The following is a 17,783-nucleotide window of genomic DNA, read 5'->3' as shown; positions in this document are numbered from 1 at the left end:
AGCCGGGCGGCGGCGGCGCCGGCCTTGCCCGAAGCAAATGAAGGCGGGGGGGGGGGGGGGGGGGGGGCGCGGGCCGCCCCCCCCCCCCCCCCCGCCGCCTGGCGGTACTCAGCTCACGCCGGGCTCAGCCACGGATCGCGGGCTGGCCGGTGATCGGGTCCAGGAAGAGCTGGTCGTTGTGGCCGTGGTTGCCGTGGAAGTCGAACATGCCGTTCAGGCTTCCGGCGACGGTGGCGAACGAGCCGGGGATGTTGCCCAGCTTCCAGTTGCTCTGGACGAACTTGATGATGCTGCTCTGGTCGGTCAGCGTGTGGTCCACGTAGTTGTGCTTCGCGAACGGGGAGATGACCAGCAGCGGCAGGCGCGGGCCGTAGCCGCAGCGGCCGTTCTGGCCGGCCAGCGGCTTCTGCGCGGTGTTGGTACCGCAGATGCCGGTGCCGTTCAGCCAGTCCTGCGGGCCGGGAGGCGTCGGCACGTTGGCGGTGTTCGAGGGGTTGTGCACGCCGCTGTAGGCGTGGTCGTAGTAGCCGTCGGAGTCGTCGTAGTTGATGACGACCGCGGTGCTGGACCAGTCCGGGGTGTGCTGCAGGGCGTTGATCTCGTTGGTGACGAACTGCTGCTCGTCGTACGGGTCGGAGTAGCCTGCGTGGCCGTCCTCGTAGCCGGGGGCCTTCAGGAAGCTGACGGCGGGCAGCTTGTCCGGGGACACGTAACCGTGCGCGATCCCGGCGACCAGGGAGTCGAAGTCGCTGGTGTCGTACTGGTGGTTGGCCGTGTCGAACTGGGGCGTGCCGTTGACGTAGCTCTGGGTGTCGGTGCCGATCGAGTTCAGCGAGGCCGGCGCCAGGTGGTGCGGGTTGGCCGTGGAGGCGTAGTACTGGAACGGCTCGTGGTGGGCGATGTAGTCGTCCTTGTTGCCGTAGTTGGTGGCGCCAGGCGTGGTGCCGCCGGTACCGCCGACCGCCGCGCCGACCGGGTGGACCGCGTTGCACAGGCCCTGGTCGGAGGCCGGGGCGGTGGCGAACTTGCCCTTGAACTCGTCCGGGATGAAGGTGCTGGTCGGCTGCGGATTGGCCTTGGTCGCGACGGCGAAGGACGTCGTGGGCTTGAAGCCGCCCTGGAACCAGCCCCAGCTCAGGCCGGCGGCGTTGAGCTGGTCGCCGATGTTCTGGCCGGTCAGCGACGCCGCGTCGCGGGTGGAGCAGTCGTCGTAGTAGCCCTGCGCGTCGGCGATCAGGGAGCTGCCGCCGTTGCCGTCGGCGACGGTGTCGCCGTTGGTCGCCGCACCGTTGATCATCTTGTCGACGCTGCCGGTGTCGCCGGAGATCAGGTTGATCGCCCCGGGAGCGGACGGACCGAACGTGGTCCCGTAAGAGTTGTCGCTCATCGCGTACTGCTGCGCGTAGTTCCACAGCCCGGTGACGGTGTTGCCGTCGTAGTAGTTCATGACATCACTCGGGCTGCACTTGGCGCCGGTGCCGCTGGTGCCGCCACCATTGCCCACCGTAGTGACGAACTTGTCCATGGCCCCGCCGTCGAAGGCCTTCTGCTCGTCGTTGTAGTCGTGGTCCTGGTCGCACTGCACGACGTCGTTCAGGTTCGACGGGTCGAGGCGCTGCGGGTTCACCTGCTTGCCCGAGGCGTCCTTGTTCGGGTTGTTGGTCAGCAGGTTCCCCTTGCCACCCGCACCCTTGGTGTCGGCGAGGGTGTTGGCCTTGGGGGTGTTGCCCTTGGCCTTGAACTCCTGGCCGGAGGTGTTCGTCGCGTTCGGGTAGGTGCCGAAGTAGCGATCGAAGGAGACGTTCTCCTGGAAGATGACGACCAGGTGCTTGATCGGGGTGGTGGTCGTGGCACCGTTCGCCGCCGAGCTGCCGGAAGCGGCGGCGCTGACCGCGGCACTGGTCAGCGCGAGCGCCGAACCCAACGCGGCCACGCCGATCGCCGTCCTGCGGATTCTGGACACGCTCATGTCCCTTCATCGAGGTCTGTGGGCGAGCCCCAGCATTCCGCTGCGCGGCGCGCAACCTATCGACGCAGCGTGAACGCGTGGCGAGCCTTTGGCAAACAGAACACGCATACGAACACCCGAATTCGACCTTCTTGCCACACGAAGGTCCTATTCAGTGGCGGGAGGGACGCGGCGCCCGCGGTAACGAGATCGCGCTTACGGAGGTCGGACCGGCTCAGGCCGCCGGGACGATCTCGTCGATGAGCCCCTTGATCAGCTTCTCGATCTCGTCGCGGATCGGGCGCACGGCTTCGACGCCCTGGCCGGCGGGGTCGGGCAGGGGCCAGTCGAGGTAGCGCTTGCCGGGGTAGACGGGGCAGGTGTCGCCGCAGCCCATAGTGATGATGACGTCGGAGGCGAGGGCTGCTTCGTCGGTGAGGACCTTCGGGCTCTCGGCGGACAGGTCGATGCCGACTTCCTGCATGGCTTCCAGCACAGCGGGATTGACCGAGTCGGCGGGGGCGGAGCCGGCGGAACGGACGGTGACGCGGTCACCTGCGTAGTGGGTGAGGAAGCCGGCGGCCATTTGGGAGCGGCCGGCGTTGTGGATGCACACGAAGAGCACGGAGGGCTTGCTAGGCATCGGGAGGGTCCTTTCGGAACGGATCGCGGTCTCAGTGCGTGGAGGCTTGGGGTAGTTCGGTCCGGCTGCTTGATCATCGCGATGCCACCGGAGTCTGTTCGGCGGCCAGCAGATCCGCCTCGTCGGCCGCGTCCACGGCTGCTTTCTCCTGCGGGTACAGCGCCAACACCAGCCCCAGGCCGACGGCGGCGCCGATCACCTGGAAGGCGACGAACCCGAGAATCGAGCCGGGCGCGATCCCGGCGAAGGTGTTCGTGAAGGCTCGCGCGATGGTGACGGCGGGGTTGGCGAACGAGGTGGAGGACGTGAACCAGTACGCCGCTCCGATGTACGCGCCGACTGCGGGCGCGGCGAGGGCGCCCCGACCGGTGCGGACCAGGGAGAAGATCAGCAGGATCAGCCCGGCGGTGGCGACGGTCTCCCCCAGCCACAGGTGCCCGGAGCTACGGGTGTGCGTGGATGCGGTGGCTGCGGGCAAGGCGAACATGAGGTTCGCCAGGAGCGTCCCGCCGATACCGCCGGCGATCTGCGCCGGGATGTAGGCGACGACCGTCTTGGCGTCCACACCGCTCCCGGTACGCCGCCCCAGGACGAAGTCGGCGAGAGTGACGACCGGGTTGAAGTGCGCTCCGGAGACCGGTCCGAATATCAGGATCAGCGCGGTGAGCCCGAACACGGTGGCGGTGGAGTTCTCCAGCAACTCCAGCCCGACGTCGTTCGGCGAGAGGCGTGCGGCCATGATCCCGGAGCCGACGACCACGGCGACCAGCAGCCCGGTACCGAGGAATTCGGCGAAGGCGCGGCGGGTCGGCTGTGGGTTCACGCCGACACCGCGCCGGGGGCGAGCAGCGCGGACAACTGGGCCAGGGCCTCGGGCCGGGCCCGGTAGTAGATCCAGGTTCCGCGACGCTCCGAGTCCAGCAGCCCGGCCTCGCGCAGCACCTTCAGATGGTGGCTGATGGTCGGCTGCGTGACGTCGAAGGAGGCGGCCAGGTCGCAAACACACGCCTCGCCGCCGGCGTGCGAAGCGACCAGGGAGAACAGCCGCAGCCGCACCGGATCGGCCAGCGCCTTGAACACCGTGGCGAGCCCGGCGGCTTCGATCTCGGTCAGGGGCTCGGCGACCAGCGCGGTCGCGCAGGCTTCGCCCTCGACCAGCGGCAGCAACTTCTTCGACATGTGTCTATGTTTACCGTTATCAATGAGTGCAGGCAAACGGACGTGTGAACGTGCTCGTAATAGAAGATGCGCCTCTCAACGCCGGCTACGCCTCCTGTTGCTGTCCGGCGGTAGTGGGAAATCCGCGTACGAAGGTTCCCGCCGGACCTGCTCGGATCGACCGGAACCGGGTCGTTGCTCAGCTGCAACACCCTGGCCCGCCGCCGGTGCTGGCGATCGCCAGTGGATCGGCGAGCAACCCGCCGGAGATGCCCGTGGCCAGCCCGATCGTCACCGGCTCGGACGTGCCGCACGAGCTGCCGCAGCCGCCAGCTTCGGCGTCGTCCCCGGGCAGGGTGGTATTGCAGACGCCGGTCTCGGGCAACTCCAAACGCACGTCGCGTGCGGCGTCCCAGTCCCCGTCCAGAGCGGCGGCCACGGAGCGGGCCTGCTCGTAGCCGGTGGCCAGAAGGAAGGTCGGGGCGCGGCCGTATGACTTCATGCCGATGGCGTAGAAGTTGGGCTCCGGGTGTGCCAGCTCGTCCGCGCCGTGGGGCGGGACGGTGCCGCAGGAGTGCTCGTTCGGGTCGATCAACGGGGCCAGGGCGCGGGTGGAGCCCAGGATCGGATCCAGGTCCAGGCGCAGCTCGGAGGCGATCGAATGGTCCGGACGGAAGCCGGTCGCCCCGACGATCCGGTCTACTGTGACGGCCTTCTTGGCGCCGCGAACATCGACGCTCTCCACCTCGACCGTGCCGTTTCCCAAGGTCCTGATGGCATGGACAGAGAACTGATTCACCAGCTCGATCCGGCCCTCCGTGACGAGTTGCTTCAGTCGGGTGCCCAAGGCTCCGCGGGCCGGGAGCGCGTCGTCTGCGCCGCCGCCGTAGGTGCGGGCGGCCGAGCCGGTGCGGATCGCCCAGGACACGCGCGTGCCAGGCTCCTGGTCGGCGAGTTCGGCCAGCGACAGCAGGGTGTTCGCCGCCGAGTGCCCGGCGCCGACCACCAGCGTGTGCTTGCCGGCGTAGGTGTCGCGGGCGGCGCCGAGGACGTCGGGCAGCGCCCGGTCGATGACGGCGGCGGCCTCGGTTTCGCCGTGTGCGGGCAGGCCGGAGGCACCGAGGACGTTCGGAGTGCCCCACGTGCCAGTGGCATCGAAGACCGCGCGGGCGTGCAGATCAGTGGTCTGATCGTCCGCCTCGACCCTGAGCAGAAACGGCGCGAACTCGCGGCTGCGCGAGCGGACACGGTCCACACCGACCCGGCTGATCGCCACGACTCGATGACCGAGGCGCAGGTGCGGGACGATCTGCGGCGTCGCGGCCAGCGGCACAAGGTACCGCTCGACCAGCTCCGCGCCGGTGGGGGCGGAGTCCTCGTCCGGCGCGGTCCAGCCGGTCTTCTCCAGCAGGGTACGGGCGGCGGCGTCGATGTCGTACCGCCAGGGGCTGAACAGCCGCACGTGTCCCCACTGCTGGACCGCGGCACCGACGGCGTCCCCGGCCTCCAGGAGCAGGAAGTCGATATCGCGGTCGGCCAGGTGCGCGGCGGCGGCCAGGCCGACCGGGCCGGCGCCGATGACGACGACCGGCAGGTTGGCCAAGGACTCGTTCACGGCTTGGGCTCCGTTCGTCTCAGCGTGCGTGTTCGATGTCGCGAGGTTGATGACCGTAGCGATAGCCAAACGCGCCATGGCGGTCAGGGTTTCAGGCTGGACCCGGTCGGCGGTATCGCCCGCGGAGTGGTAGCCGGGCATCCCCGCCCCCAGGCCGACCGCGGCGATTCCGGCGGCGGCGTACTGGCGGTTGTCCGAGGCGACCTGGCCGGCACGCAGCAGGACCCCGGTGGCTTTCCCGGCCGCGTCGAGTGCGGCCAGGATCGCCCATGCCGGACCGCCGGCCTCGACGGCGACCGCCTCGTTCAGCTCCCCGGCGCCGTCGATGTTGACGACCAGTGGCGTGTGTCCGTCGGGGGCCAGGGCGGCGGCGTGGTGCGCGGAGCCGACCGCGCCGATCTCCTCACCGTCCAGCAGCGCCACCGACAATCCGATGCCCGCGGGCACGCGCTCCTTCAGCTGCCGGGCCGCCTCCAGCACAACCGCGACGCCGGAGGCGTTGTCCGAGGCGCCGGGGCGGTGGACGCCGTCGACGTCGCCGACGCCGTCGTAGTGCGCGGTCAGCCAGATCATCGTCCCGCCCAGCGCGGCTTGGGCGACGACGGCGTACAGGTTGGCCGCACCTCCGGCGGCGGTGTCGAACCGGTCGGTCGCGGGGACCACGTCCATTTCGGTCAGCGCGGAGGCCAGGAGGCTCCGGGCCACCGCTCCGCCGGGCGTGGCCACCCGGCGCCCGGCCAGTCCCCGCGCGGCCAGCGCCGCCACCGTGGCCTTCATCCGCGCCGCCGACGGCTCAGCCGACTCAGACGGCGGCACGGTGCTCTCGGTAGTCATGCGCCGCAGCCGCACGTGCCGGAGGCGACCACCTCGGTCTTGGCCTCAGATCCGCAGCACGAGCCCTCGGCCCCGGCCTGCTCGGTGGTGCCGCAGCACGGGGCGGCGGTCCCGGTGACCGGCTCGGTGCCGGTGTTCGTCGCCGGGCTGCCGCAACAGCCCGCCCCGGCCGCCGGGCTGAACGCCTCGGCGAGATCGCCCTGGAAGCCGCCGACGGTGGCGGTGCTGGTGCTCGTGGTCTGCTCGCTCATGGCCTTGCTCCTCACGCAACGGTCCCGTGACCTGGGTGTCAGGTTCTGCGACGGCTGATGGCGTCGCCTTGTCTCGAAGTTTTTCGAAGTAGCGTCAGCTTGCCCCCTGTTTCGAAGTCTGTCAATCTAGACGCATGTCGAAACTGAAGGAGCTGCCGCTGCTCGACCCCGAGCCGGTCGCGTGCTGCGAACCGCTGTCCGAGCACTCGATCTCCACCGCCGACGCCGTCGCCCTGGCCCCGGCGTTCAAGGCCCTCGGCGACCCGGTCCGGCTCCAGTTGCTCTCCCAGATCGCCAGCGCGGCCGACGGCGAGACGTGCGTGTGCGACCTGACCCCCGGCTTCGAGCTGACCGGACCCACCATCAGCCACCACCTCAAAGTGCTGCGCGAGGCCGGCCTGATCGAAGGCGAACGCCGTGGCACCTGGGTCTACTACCGGGCCATCCCGGAGAAGATGACCGCCCTGGCACGCCTGCTGGTCACCGCGGAGACAGCCGCCGCCATCGCCTGACCGGCGGCGGAAGCGCACCGTCGGGTAGAAATAGGCCATGCCATCACTACCGGACCCCGGCCACTGGGACACGGTCTACCGGGACAAGCAGCCCGAGCAGGTCAGCTGGTTCCAGACCGACCCGGCGATGTCGCTGGAGCTGATCGCGGCGGCCTCCCCGCGCACGGACGATCCGCTGATCGACGTCGGGGCGGGGGCCTCGGTGCTGGTCGACCGGCTCCTGGACCGCGGACACACCCACCTCAGCGTCCTGGACGTCGCCGAGTCCGGATTGGCCGCCGCCCGAGACCGGCTCGGAACCCGCGGCGCCGAGGTCGAGTGGATCGTCGCCGACCTGCTGGCCTGGAAGCCGCCGCGCCGCTACGCCCTGTGGCACGATCGCGCGGTCTTCCACTTCCTCACCGAATCGGCCGACCGGGACCGCTACCGGCAGGTTCTGAACCAGGCACTGGCCGACGGCGGCCACGCGGTCATCGGCACGTTCGCCGCCGACGGCCCCCAGCAGTGTTCCGGCCTGCCGACCGCCCGCTACACCCCGGACGATCTGGCCGAACAGTTTCCGGGTCTGCGCGTCCTGGACTCCCGCCGCGAGGAGCACCGCACACCCTGGGACGCGGTCCAGCCCTTCACCTGGCTGCTCCTGACCAGGTAGGCGCCGGGCCGGCTTCTGCCACCGTGCCCGGCCGACACTCTCGGCCGGGCACGGCTCGTTCAGCGACTCGGCGCTACTGCACGCAGCCGCCTGCGGCGTTGCTCCACAGCGGCTGGACGGCGAAGGTGCCCTTGGACGTCGTGATGGTCGACAGGTTCTGCCACGCGCACTTGTCGCCGATCTCCGAGCCGCTGCTGTCGTACCAGGCGTTGAGCAGGGGGTCGGTGATGGTTTCGGCCATTTCGTGGCCCTCGACGATGCTGACGCCGTCCAGGGGGCTGCGGACGGAGTTCGCGCCGCAAGAGCTGCCGGCGTCGGTCATGTAGGGCAGGTCGGTGTAGGTGACGTTGCGATCGGAGCTGACCGCGCCGTGGTAGGCGCACCACTGCGTGCCGAAGCCGCGGGTGCTGTGCCCGGTCGGGGTGGCGACGACGATCTCAACGTTCGATGACGTGCCCGCGCCGAAGTGGCCTGCCGCCTTGGCGGCCTCGGACTGGACCGCGGAGTCGCTCGGGTGGCTGGGTACCGAGGCGCTGTCCGACCAGGTGCCGGCCAGAAGGCCGGACTGGGAGCCGCCGCCGTACTGGTTGACGGTGGACAGCCACTGGGTGCCGCCGACGGAGGACAGGAAGTTGTTCAGATAGGCCTGCTCACCGCTGGGGTCCGACTGCCACCCCCAGTAGACGACGTAGACCTTCGGCGCATTCTCGACCGGACCGCCGTGGTTGATCAGGTTGCTGACGGCGGCCGGCGCCGGGTGCACGGTACGGGCCTTCAGCTGGTGCCCGGCGTTGCCGGATGGGCTCGCCGAGGCTGTTGCGGTAGTGGCCATGCCGAGCGCGGCGGTGAGGGCCGCCGCACCGAGGACGGCGGCGAGGCGCCTGCCGCTGATGCGGCGGTGGGGATGCGCGGTGCTGGGGCTGCTTGACACGGTTCTGTTCTCCCTTCAGCCGTCGGCGTACGGCTCGGCGCAGCGGTGACTGGCGGAGCGCGCGATCCGACGGGGTGATGGATGGTAGAGCCCTGATTTATTGGTGTGGGCAGGGCTCTCCTGGCGTGGAGAAACGAGCGTGCGCGAAGGTGGCGATGTCATGGGGATCAGCTACCCCATGTCTTGCTCAGGTGATTGTCGGGACAACTTCGAACCCTGTCAACGGATTCTGACAAGGAGATTCGGAGCCGGCCCCCGGCATCGCCTCAGAGTCCTCACACTGTTCGCCGCCGCGCTCACCCTTGTCGAGGCGACCTACGACGGATGCGGCAGAACTGAGCGGCTGAAGACCTGCCGGCGTGCACCTCGGCATCGCGTCGTCCGCCCCGGCCTAGGTGGGCACCGCGAGACCGGCTATGACCGGCATTGCGTTTTACAGGAATCGAGCGGGCCGTGGCACGCGGCTCCCGGTCCCACATCCTTTGCCGGGTCTTGTGACTTCTGCCGTGGCCGGGCCGTCGGCGCGGATGGGATACTCGCCCGGCTGGGAAGGCGCGCCCGACCCGTCTGGCGGCGCGCCCGATCCGGCCAGGCACCGAGGTTCCGGCAGCTCGGCGGCCTTGTGGCGGCCGGGCGGGCCCGCGGGCCCGGCGGACAGTGAAGGCGGCACGACCGTGAGCAGCGTGGACTTCCTCGCCGACCTCGGCCCGACGGCGAACGCGCAGGCTCTCACCCGGCTGCTGTCCGCGGCGGCCGCGCCGCCGTGGCCGCACGAGCTGCGCGGCTACGAATCGGCGCGGCGGGCTTTTGAGAACGCTGGGAAGGTCGGTGCCACACCGTTCCGGCGCGGCGTCGGTGTGCCGCTGCGCCGGCTGATCGGCGTGAAGATGGTGGCCGTGGCCGGGGCGCTGACCGTCACCGGCGTGGCGGTCGCGGCCGAGGCCGACGTGCTGCCCTCGCCGATCCAGCGGGCCGCGCATCAGATGCTCGGCGGTGCCGGCGTGCCGGATCCAGGCCAGGAGGCCCGCGCCGGGCAGCCGACGGCGTCCTCGCCGGGGTCACCGTCCGGGCAGCCGGACTCGAACCGCGCGGTCGGCGACCGTTCGAGCAGCGGCGGCAGTTCGCTGCCGGGCACTCCGGCCGGAACGGCCGACGCCCCGGGGCAGACCGGTTCGGCCGCCGACGATGCTTTGACGCTGTGCCGTGCCCACGCCGTGCAGCACGAAAACGGAAACGGGAACGGAAACAGCGGACTCAACGACCACGACCGCGCCCGGCTCGCGGCGATGGCCGGTGGCGAGGACAAGATCGACACCTTCTGCGCGCAGGTGCTCGCTGGGGTCTCGAACACTCCGGTTCCGCAACCGTCCGGCGGTCCCAGTACTTCGACTTCTCCGTCCGCGACTCCGGACCCCTCTCGCGACCACAAGCCAGTCAGCCCCGGGCACACCCACACCCCGACCAAGTCCGGCGCCGTCCGGTGAAAACGCACTCCGACCTGGCCTGGTAACGGCAGAAGGGGTCCGCACGCCTTTTCCCGCAAGAGGGATTCGCGGCATGCGAGCCCGGCCCGTACCCATCCCTGCCGGCCGGTCCTCCAGGTGGTGCCCCGCTGCCCGTGCGGCGGGGCGCAACCATCACCACACGGCGAAGGACGACGGCGAACAGTGCAGACCCCGACGGGACAGCAGTGGCAGACGCATCCGATCCCGCGTCCGCGCCGGGACGGCTCTGCTTCTGCTGACCTCGGCATCCACGCCGACGGACTCGACCACACCGCCACCGGGAACCGTTCCCCGGAGCCGGCCGAACCGACTGGCTCGACCGGCTCGACCGGCTCGACCGGCTCGACCGGCCCAGTCGGCCCGATCTTCGTGGACGCCTCCGGGCGGCGGCGCAAGCTCGCCCGCCGCGCGTCGTTGGCGGCGGTCGCCGTACTGGCCGGTTATGCGGCCCTGCTCGCAGTGAGCTTCGCCGGCGGGCCCATCCCGCCGAACGCTCTGCTGCCGGTTCCGGGGATCCCCACCGGCAAACAGCAGGCGCCCGCGTCCTCGGCCCCGGCCGGCACCGCCTCGGTGTCCGCGACGTCGAGCGCGGCCGCGGGCCGACCGACCGCCGGCGCCCCCGATCACCGGACCGCAGCCCGGGGCACCTCGCTGGGCAGGGCTCCGGGGCAGAGCGCGCCGTCCGAACCTCAGCCCACGACGGCGTCCTCCTCAGGGTCGAGCCCGGTACTACCGACACCGACGGGCACGTCAGTCATCACGACTCCGACCGCCACTCATGGCAATCCGTCGGCGCCCGGCCACACACGGCGCACCGACAAGTCGCCCGCGCCGACTACGACCGCCTGATTTTCAGGCAGACGAAGTCCGGCACGCCCATCGTTTCCCGACTGACGGCCGAGCGAGATGCCCAACACCCCACCCCATCCCGGCTATGACCACGGCGGCCCTTCCCGCCGCCCTGAACTCCGCCCTGAACTCCGTCCTGGCGACGTTCCACCGTTCCCGCCGCCACCTCCGTCCCCGAGACCTGGGCGCGATTTCCGCCAAGCTCCGAGCAGCCACCGCGGCGTCAAGCTCCGGAACCCGCGCAGCCACTGGCTTCTGATGGCCGTGATGATGCTGACGCTGGCCTCGATGCTGTTGCTCGGCGGCATCATGAACCACCAGGTCGGTGCCGAGGGCGCCGGTGGTCCGCACCAGGGGCTCGGCGGCGCGGGCGTGCCGGCGTCGATCACGCAGGGCGGGCCGGTCGTGGACACGCGGGCCGGTGCGCAGCGGTCTTACGCCGTGCAGCCCGGCAAAGTCGCGCTGACCTTCGACGACGGCCCCGACGGCACGTGGACTCCGCAGGTGCTCGCCGTGCTGACCAAACACCACGTCCCAGGCACGTTCTTCGTCATCGGCGCGCACGTCGCGGACGATCCGGGGCTGGTCCGTGCCGAGGTCGCCGACGGCGACGAGGTCGGCATCCACACCTTCACCCACGACGATCTCGCCACCGCACCGGCGTGGCGCCGTTCGCTGGAGTTCTCGCAGACGCAGTCGGCGATCGCCGGCGCGACCGGGATCTCGACTCCGCTGCTGCGTCCGCCGTACTCGTCCGAGCCGGATGCGGTGGACCGGCTGGACTGGGCCGCGATCCAGGACGCCGGCCGGCACGGCTACCTCGTGGTGCTCACCGACCGGGACAGCGAGGACTGGCAGCGGCTGGGCGTGCAGAAGATCCTCGACGCCTCGATCCCGCCGGCGCCCGCCGCGCCGCCGGCCGGTAGGAAGGCGGCTCCGCCGCCCGGCTTCGTCCTGATGATGCACGACGGCGGCGGCGACCGCTCCGAGACCGTCGCTGCCCTGGACCGGCTGATCCCGGCTCTGCAGGCGCGCGGCTACAGCTTCGACACCGTTACCGGCGCCGTGGGCGCCCCGTCCCCGCTGGCGCCCGCGAACACCTCCGCGCGTTGGAAGGGCAAGGGTCTGATCTTCGCGGTCCAGGCTTCGGACTTCGTCGTGCACTGGCTCGGGTGGGCGGTGCTGATGTCCGGGATCATCGGGGGCGTTCGCGTCGTGATCCTCCTGGTCGCGGCCCGGCGGCACAAGAAGGCGCGGACCAGACGATGGGGCCCGGCGGTGACCCGGCCGGTATCGGTGATCGTCCCGGCCTACAACGAGGAGGCAGGGATCCGCGCGACCGTCGAGTCGCTGTCCGCGAGCGTCCATCCGATCGAGATCATCGTGGTCGACGACGGTTCCACCGACGGCACGGCGGCGGTGGTCCAGGAGCTGATCCGGCACCGACACCCCGGCCGGCCGCCACTGCGGCTGATCAGCCAGGCCAACGGCGGCAAACCGGCGGCCCTGAACACCGGCGCGGCAGCCGCCCGAGGCGACCTGCTGGTGATGATGGACGGCGACACCGTCTTCGAGCCGAAGACCATCGCCTGGCTGGTGCAGCCGTTCGCGGACCCGTCGGTCGGGGCTGTGTCCGGCAACGCCAAAGTCGGCAACCGCAAGGGGATCCTGGGACGCTGGCAGCACATCGAATACGTGGTCGGCTTCAACCTTGAGCGTCGGCTGTACGATCTCGCCGGCTGCATGCCGACCGTGCCCGGCGCGGTCGGGGCGTTCCGGCGGGAGGCGCTGGCGCGTGTCGGCGGAGTCAGCGACGACACCCTGGCCGAGGACACGGACCTCACGATGGCGGTGATCCGCGACGGGTGGCGCGCGGTGTACGAGGAGCGGGCGATCGCGTGGACCGAGGCGCCCTCCTCGCTCCGGCAGTTCTGGCGCCAGCGCTACCGCTGGTGCTACGGGACGATGCAGGCGATGTGGAAGCACCGGCGCAGTGTGCTGCGGCGCGGGCCGGAGGGGAAGCTGGGACGTCGCGGGCTGACGTACATGCTGCTGTTCCAGGTGCTGATGCCTTTGCTCGCACCGATCGTCGACGTGTTCGCGCTCTACGGCCTGATCTTCAACGACGCGGCCCGCGTCGGCGCGGTCTGGTTGGCGTTCCTGGCGGTCCAGGTCGTGATGGCGCTCTACGCATTCAAGTTGGACCGCGAGCGCCCGACCGCGCTGTGGACGCTGCCGCTGCAACAGGTCGTCTACCGCCAGCTGATGTATCTGGTGGTGATCCACTCTCTGGTGACGGCGGTCGTCGGGAGCCGGCTGCGGTGGCAGCGGATGCAGCGCTATGGAAGCCTCAGCGGAACACCCGCCGCAGGTCAGCAACACGTGTAACGCCAACGCGCGCACCGACGCCTGTATTAGCGGCGAGAAGGTGGCATCTCGTACAGCGTCCGGCTCCGGAACCCGTCGACCATTCCCGGCGGGGCCCGGAGCCGGACGTTTCACTTGAATCTGTCGGGAGTCCCTACCGCCCGGCGATCGAAGTGTCCCCACAACGCTCAAGGAGCTGCGGCCCCAGGTCGCGCAGTTCCCAGCCGAAGTTCTCTGCCGGGCGTCCGAAATGGCCGAACGTGGCCGTGGGGCGCAGCGGGGTCGTGCGCAGCGCGAGGCGCTCGATGACCGCGCCCACCCTCAGGTCCACTGTCTCCCGCAGGGTTGTGGCGATGGACGCCGGCTCGGCGCGCTCGGTGCCGAAGCACTCGACGTCGAGCCACACCGGCTCCGCGCGGCCGATGGCGTAGGCCAGGCCGATGCGGCAGCGGCGGGCCAGGCCGGCGTCGACGACGTTGGCCGCCAGGTAGCGGGCCAGGTAGGCCAGGGCTACATCGCGCGGCTGTTCAAGCGGCTGGGCGTCATGGACCGCTTCCAGGCCGGAGCGGTGGCGCACTCGATGGGGCTGATCGAGGTACCGCACCGGTAGTGCGCACGAGCGCGCGGATGCCTCATCCCGCGCGCGGCTCAGGGACGGTGCAGGACGAGGATGCCGTCTTCGGCGCTGATCGTTTGGAAGCCGTCCATCGCCAGCTGCGCGAGCAGCGCCTTTCCGTTCGGGCTGCGGAGGTCGGGAAGCGAGGTGTCGGCTGCGATCCAGTCGATGCGCCGCGGTAGGCCGTCGATACCGTCGAGGCTGACCAGCGGGTAGACGGTCGTCCGGTCGACCAGGTGCGGGGCCAGGTTGTTGGTCGTGGCGACCAGGACGCCGGATGGAATCTCGTGCACTGCCGCGTCGGCGGCCGCGACGTGCCGGGGAGTGCGCCAGAACCCTGGAGTGACCAGGTCGTGCAGGGGGAATGCCACGCAGAGGGCTGCGGCGAACACAGCTACCGCAGACGGAAGACGGGTGCCGAGCGGCCGTCGGTCCAGCGCTCGACGTCGGCACAGTGCGTCCACCAGAGCCAGGAAGGTCACGGGCATCAGGACGGCCGAGTAGTGCCAACTCCACCCCCAGTAGCTCGGGTTGTTCGCTGTGAATCGCCAAAGCAGTGTCGGGACCGTCAGCAGTATCAGCGGGCTGGTCGCGGCGGCGAAGCCTCCGGCTGCCAGCACCATGAACACGGTCACCGGCTTCACCGGCGGCCAGATCAGCTTCATCGGGATCAGCCACGGTCGAGCCAGGGCCGCGCCGTAGCCGCCGCCGGCGTTGGCGTCTGCGCCCAGTCGGCCCAGGCCTCCGGCCGCCGCGAAGTGCGGGATCACGACGATCATCGCGACTGCGGCCACCGCGGCGCCGGTGATGCTCAGGGCGATCCCCGTCCTCCGGGCGCGGCGGGCCAGAAGCAGGCCCAGGACGACGACCGTCAGCCCCATGTCCTCTTTCACCAGCAGCAACGGCACCGACCACGCCGCGGCCGCTCGGGGGCGTCCGTCGAGATACGCGGCCAGAGCGCAGGCCATGATCGGCAGCTCGAAGGCGACCTCGTGGAAGTCGAATCCGATCAGTTGCTGCACACCCCACGACAGGGCGTACGCCGCCCCGATGCAGCAGCCCGACCGCGACCCGAGCTTGCCGATGGCGCACCGGGCGACGACGAACACTGATGACGCGACCAACGCGGCTTGAATCAGCAGCAGGGTCTCCGTGTGCGGCCACAGCCGATAAGCCGGGCCGAGCACGACGAGTATCGGGCTGAAGTGGTCGCCGAACAGGTTCGGGCCCGCCTGGCTCAGGGCCGTGCCCTTGGCCAGCCACGGCGATGTGGGTGCGCGACCATCGGCGAACGCCTTGGCGTACTGGGTGAATATCCCCAGGTCATAGCCGCCGGTGCGGTACAAGCGGTTCAGCCGGAGCGCGAGGAGCGAATACGTCAGCGCTGCCGCTGCAGCCAAGGCCGCGGGGAGTCGCCGGTCAGGTGGCGCGTCCCGCGGTGGCCTTTGTGTCACGGCCACGCCCCCGGCGCGGATCCGCGCGGGGTGACCGATCACGATCCCGGTGTCGTCGTCGACGTGTCTCATCCCCGTTGTCCCCTGACGTGGTCGCCCGGCGGCGAAGCGTTTTTGGGCGCGCTTGACCCACTCGTCGCCGTCGGTGTGTGGTGTTCGGCCGGCGTGCTGAAGGGTTAATGCGTTTCAGGGCATGCCGGGCTGCATCGACGATGCGACCAGGAGGAACACGTCGCCGCCGACGAATTCGAAGATGTATCCGAGGTTCCGACCGCCGCGCACGGGGCGCGAACAACCGCAGCATTCGGTCTTAAGAAGCCACAGCACTCCCCACGGTGGGTTCTCGGAGCCGACGTTCGGTCATGGCGTGAAGCATAGTCAGTCAGCCGATATATTCAAGTGAACTGAGTATGGGGGCCAGCGGCAACCTTCTGCGAACCGGTTGAGTGTGTACGGCCAGGAGGTAGCCCATGCAAGACGACGACAGAACCGACTTCGAGCAGTTCATGGCGGCGCGGTGGCAATCGTTGGTCCGCACCGCGTACGCGCTCACCGGTAACCAGCAGGACGCCGAGGACATCGCGCAGACGGCGCTGGCCAACGCGTACAGCGTCTGGCCGAGGATCCGGAAGGCGGACGACGTCACCCTGTACGTCCATCGGATCCTGATCAACGTGTATCGCACGGGCCGGCGGCGGCGGCGCGTGCTGGAGGTGCTCACGGCGGCGGTGCCCGAGCGGCGTGGTGCCGCGGTCGCGGCCGCGGGCGACAGCCTTCACACCCGTGACGAGGTGGTCAGGACACTGACGCTGTTGCCGCCGCGGCAACGGGCGGTGATCGTCCTGCGCTACTTGGAGGACCTGACCGAGGCGCAGACCGCCTCCGTGCTGGGTTGCGCCGTCGGCACGGTGAAGAGCCAGACCTCGAAGGCACTCGCCAGACTTCGCGCCTACCACACGGCGGCCCCGGAGGGCCTGAACCGATCGCACCCCGAACCCCGAGAGCAGGTGGCCCGATGAACCAGACGCTCGATGAGCACGAGATCCGCGACGCTGTGGAGCAGCTGGCCGCCGGGGCCGCGACCGCGCCGCTGCCGGGGCCGGCGATCCTCGCCGCCGGGGCGCGGCGCCGCGTCCGGCGACGGGTCGGGGCGGCCGGCGGGCTCGCGTTGGCCGCGACACTGGCCGTCTCGGTGACGTGGTCGGCGGCATCGGGCGGCTCTTCCGCGGGCCCCGCCGCCGGGCCGGCCACGACGACGAACGCGTTCACCGAACAACTCGGGCACACCTTGGCGGAGGTGCTGCCCGGAGCCAAGGTCACCGCGTCGATGTTCGCCGATACCGACCCCGCCGCACGCCACGAGCGCCTCGACGTCTTCCCGCTTCGAATCACCTACCACGGCCACGTCTCGGACGCGTTCCTGACCCTTCGCGCCTTCACGCCGGGCAAGGGCGCGCTGGGCCAGCCGGCAGCCATCCTGTGCCACGGCGACCTGATTCCGCCTTCGACTCGTTCGGGCTGCGTGTCGAAGGACCTCGCAGACGGCGGAACCGTCCACGCCGAAGTTCAAAAAGGGTCCGGCGCCTGGACCCCCGCCTGGGCCGACCTCGGTGCGGGCGACAGCCCGCTGACGATCGTCGAGGGGGACGTCGACCTCGCCCGGAGCGGAGCGTGGGCCATGGTGCAGGTGCACGGAGGCGCCGAAGCCAATGGCAGCACGCTGACTCCGCCGGCGGTGAGCGCGGCGTTGGGCGACCCGCGGTTCACCGCCTTCCTCAGCGACTTCGCAGCCCATCCCGAGCGCGACCCCTACGGCCCCCCGGCCCCGGACCACGGGACCGTCGTCGCCTCCGGGTCGGTCGGAACCCACCGGTGGACCCTGTCCTTCGGCCTGGTCAGCAGGACCGCGCCGCACGACATCACGCAGGTCCTCACCAACTGCGACTACTGGGACTACACCGTCGACGGCGTCTCGACCGGCCCCGACCCCGAGTACGCCTGCGGCCCGAGCAACTCCAAGAACGACAACCCGCCGCCGACCGACAAGTCGCAGCCCTACCCCGCCAACCGTCTCTACGCCGGCGGATACACGCCGACCAGCATCATCGGCTCGATCCTGACCAGCACTGTGCCGCGCGGCACCGCCACCGTCGAGGCCAGTTTCGACGACGGGTCACCCAAGATCACGACCAAGGTCTTCACCATCCGCGGCGATGTCCCGTACTTCGTACTGGTCAAGGCGGATTCGGCAAGCCCGGGCTGGAAGACGGCGACAGTGAAGTGCCTGGCCGCCAACGGCAATGTGCTGGGCGAGCTGTACTTCACCGCCCCGACGAGTACAGCGCCGCCGACGAAGTAGGGCGCTGTTCACCGCATGAGATCTGCGGGCGACGCCGCCCGCAGATCCTCCTTGCCGGAAAGAACTCCGAGAGGAACCACAGTTGATAT

The 17,783-nt window shown here is 70.2% G+C and carries 16 protein-coding genes and 1 pseudogene; 7 read left to right on the top strand and 10 right to left on the bottom strand.

Annotated features, from left to right (window positions below; genetic code table 11):
- Positions 1–124: 124 nt before the first annotated feature.
- The 7 genes and pseudogenes from ABH935_RS22430 to ABH935_RS22400 form a co-directional block, all read right to left on the bottom strand.
- Entirely contained in the window at positions 125–1,969 is a 1,845-nt protein-coding gene (locus tag ABH935_RS22430; protein ID WP_370379875.1) for a phospholipase C, read from the bottom strand.
- 214 nt (positions 1,970–2,183) lie between these two features.
- The gene (locus tag ABH935_RS22425; protein WP_370379874.1) at positions 2,184–2,591 is read right to left on the bottom strand and encodes an arsenate reductase ArsC; all 408 of its coding nucleotides are present in this window, start codon (positions 2,589–2,591) and stop codon (positions 2,184–2,186) included.
- Positions 2,592–2,664: 73 nt separating this feature from the next.
- Positions 2,665–3,414 carry an aquaporin gene (locus ABH935_RS22420; RefSeq protein ID WP_370379873.1) on the bottom strand — a complete coding sequence of 250 codons (750 nt, stop codon included), beginning with the start codon at positions 3,412–3,414 and terminating at the stop codon, positions 2,665–2,667.
- A complete protein-coding gene (locus tag ABH935_RS22415; RefSeq protein WP_370379872.1) occupies positions 3,411–3,770 on the bottom strand; it encodes an ArsR/SmtB family transcription factor in 360 nt (119 codons plus the stop codon). Before ABH935_RS22415 ends, ABH935_RS22420 begins: the two co-directional genes overlap by 4 nt.
- Before the next feature lie 178 nt (positions 3,771–3,948).
- Positions 3,949–5,364: an FAD-dependent oxidoreductase gene (locus ABH935_RS22410; RefSeq protein WP_370379932.1), complete on the bottom strand. Its 1,416-nt coding sequence runs from the start codon at positions 5,362–5,364 to the stop codon at positions 3,949–3,951.
- 66 nt (positions 5,365–5,430) lie between these two features.
- Positions 5,431–5,937 (bottom strand): annotated as a pseudogene (locus ABH935_RS22405) (M28 family metallopeptidase); the annotation flags it as partial.
- A gap of 257 nt (positions 5,938–6,194) precedes the next feature.
- Positions 6,195–6,449 (bottom strand): hypothetical protein, encoded by a 255-nt coding sequence (locus ABH935_RS22400; protein WP_370379871.1) that lies wholly within the window; start codon positions 6,447–6,449, stop codon positions 6,195–6,197.
- A gap of 134 nt (positions 6,450–6,583) precedes the next feature.
- On the opposite strand from ABH935_RS22400, the gene ABH935_RS22395 reads away from it, so the two are divergent.
- Positions 6,584–6,961, top strand: a complete 378-nt coding sequence (locus ABH935_RS22395; protein WP_370379870.1) for an ArsR/SmtB family transcription factor — start codon at positions 6,584–6,586, stop codon at positions 6,959–6,961.
- A gap of 37 nt (positions 6,962–6,998) precedes the next feature.
- Positions 6,999–7,613 (top strand): trans-aconitate 2-methyltransferase, encoded by a 615-nt coding sequence (locus tag ABH935_RS22390; RefSeq protein WP_370379869.1) that lies wholly within the window; start codon positions 6,999–7,001, stop codon positions 7,611–7,613.
- 73 nt (positions 7,614–7,686) lie between these two features.
- On the opposite strand, the gene ABH935_RS22385 is transcribed toward ABH935_RS22390, so the two are convergent.
- A complete protein-coding gene (locus ABH935_RS22385; protein WP_370379868.1) occupies positions 7,687–8,544 on the bottom strand; it encodes a hypothetical protein in 858 nt (285 codons plus the stop codon).
- A 674-nt stretch (positions 8,545–9,218) separates the two neighbouring features.
- Between ABH935_RS22385 and ABH935_RS22380 the strand changes: the two genes are divergently transcribed.
- The 3 genes from ABH935_RS22380 (at position 9,219) to ABH935_RS22370 (ending at position 13,286) form a co-directional block, all read left to right on the top strand.
- Positions 9,219–10,028, top strand: a complete 810-nt coding sequence (locus ABH935_RS22380) for a hypothetical protein (RefSeq protein WP_370379867.1) — start codon at positions 9,219–9,221, stop codon at positions 10,026–10,028.
- Positions 10,029–10,211: 183 nt separating this feature from the next.
- Positions 10,212–10,898 (top strand): hypothetical protein, encoded by a 687-nt coding sequence (locus ABH935_RS22375; protein WP_370379866.1) that lies wholly within the window; start codon positions 10,212–10,214, stop codon positions 10,896–10,898.
- A gap of 258 nt (positions 10,899–11,156) precedes the next feature.
- Positions 11,157–13,286 carry a bifunctional polysaccharide deacetylase/glycosyltransferase family 2 protein gene (locus tag ABH935_RS22370; RefSeq protein WP_370379865.1) on the top strand — a complete coding sequence of 710 codons (2,130 nt, stop codon included), beginning with the start codon at positions 11,157–11,159 and terminating at the stop codon, positions 13,284–13,286.
- A gap of 133 nt (positions 13,287–13,419) precedes the next feature.
- On the opposite strand, the gene ABH935_RS22365 is transcribed toward ABH935_RS22370, so the two are convergent.
- Positions 13,420–13,842: a methionine adenosyltransferase domain-containing protein gene (locus tag ABH935_RS22365; RefSeq protein ID WP_370379864.1), complete on the bottom strand. Its 423-nt coding sequence runs from the start codon at positions 13,840–13,842 to the stop codon at positions 13,420–13,422.
- 71 nt (positions 13,843–13,913) lie between these two features.
- Positions 13,914–15,407: a DUF2079 domain-containing protein gene (locus ABH935_RS22360; RefSeq protein ID WP_370379863.1), complete on the bottom strand. Its 1,494-nt coding sequence runs from the start codon at positions 15,405–15,407 to the stop codon at positions 13,914–13,916.
- 398 nt (positions 15,408–15,805) lie between these two features.
- On the opposite strand from ABH935_RS22360, the gene ABH935_RS22355 reads away from it, so the two are divergent.
- Positions 15,806–16,354 (top strand): SigE family RNA polymerase sigma factor, encoded by a 549-nt coding sequence (locus tag ABH935_RS22355; protein ID WP_370379862.1) that lies wholly within the window; start codon positions 15,806–15,808, stop codon positions 16,352–16,354.
- Positions 16,351–17,694: a hypothetical protein gene (locus ABH935_RS22350; RefSeq protein ID WP_370379861.1), complete on the top strand. Its 1,344-nt coding sequence runs from the start codon at positions 16,351–16,353 to the stop codon at positions 17,692–17,694. Before ABH935_RS22355 ends, ABH935_RS22350 begins: the two co-directional genes overlap by 4 nt.
- Positions 17,695–17,783: the final 89 nt, after the last annotated feature.

The sequence above is a fragment of the Catenulispora sp. GAS73 genome (assembly GCF_041262085.1).
Classification (GTDB): Bacteria; Actinomycetota; Actinomycetes; order Streptomycetales; family Catenulisporaceae; genus Catenulispora.
Note: the sequence above shows the minus strand (reverse complement) of the source record. Positions and strands in the feature narration are given on the sequence as shown.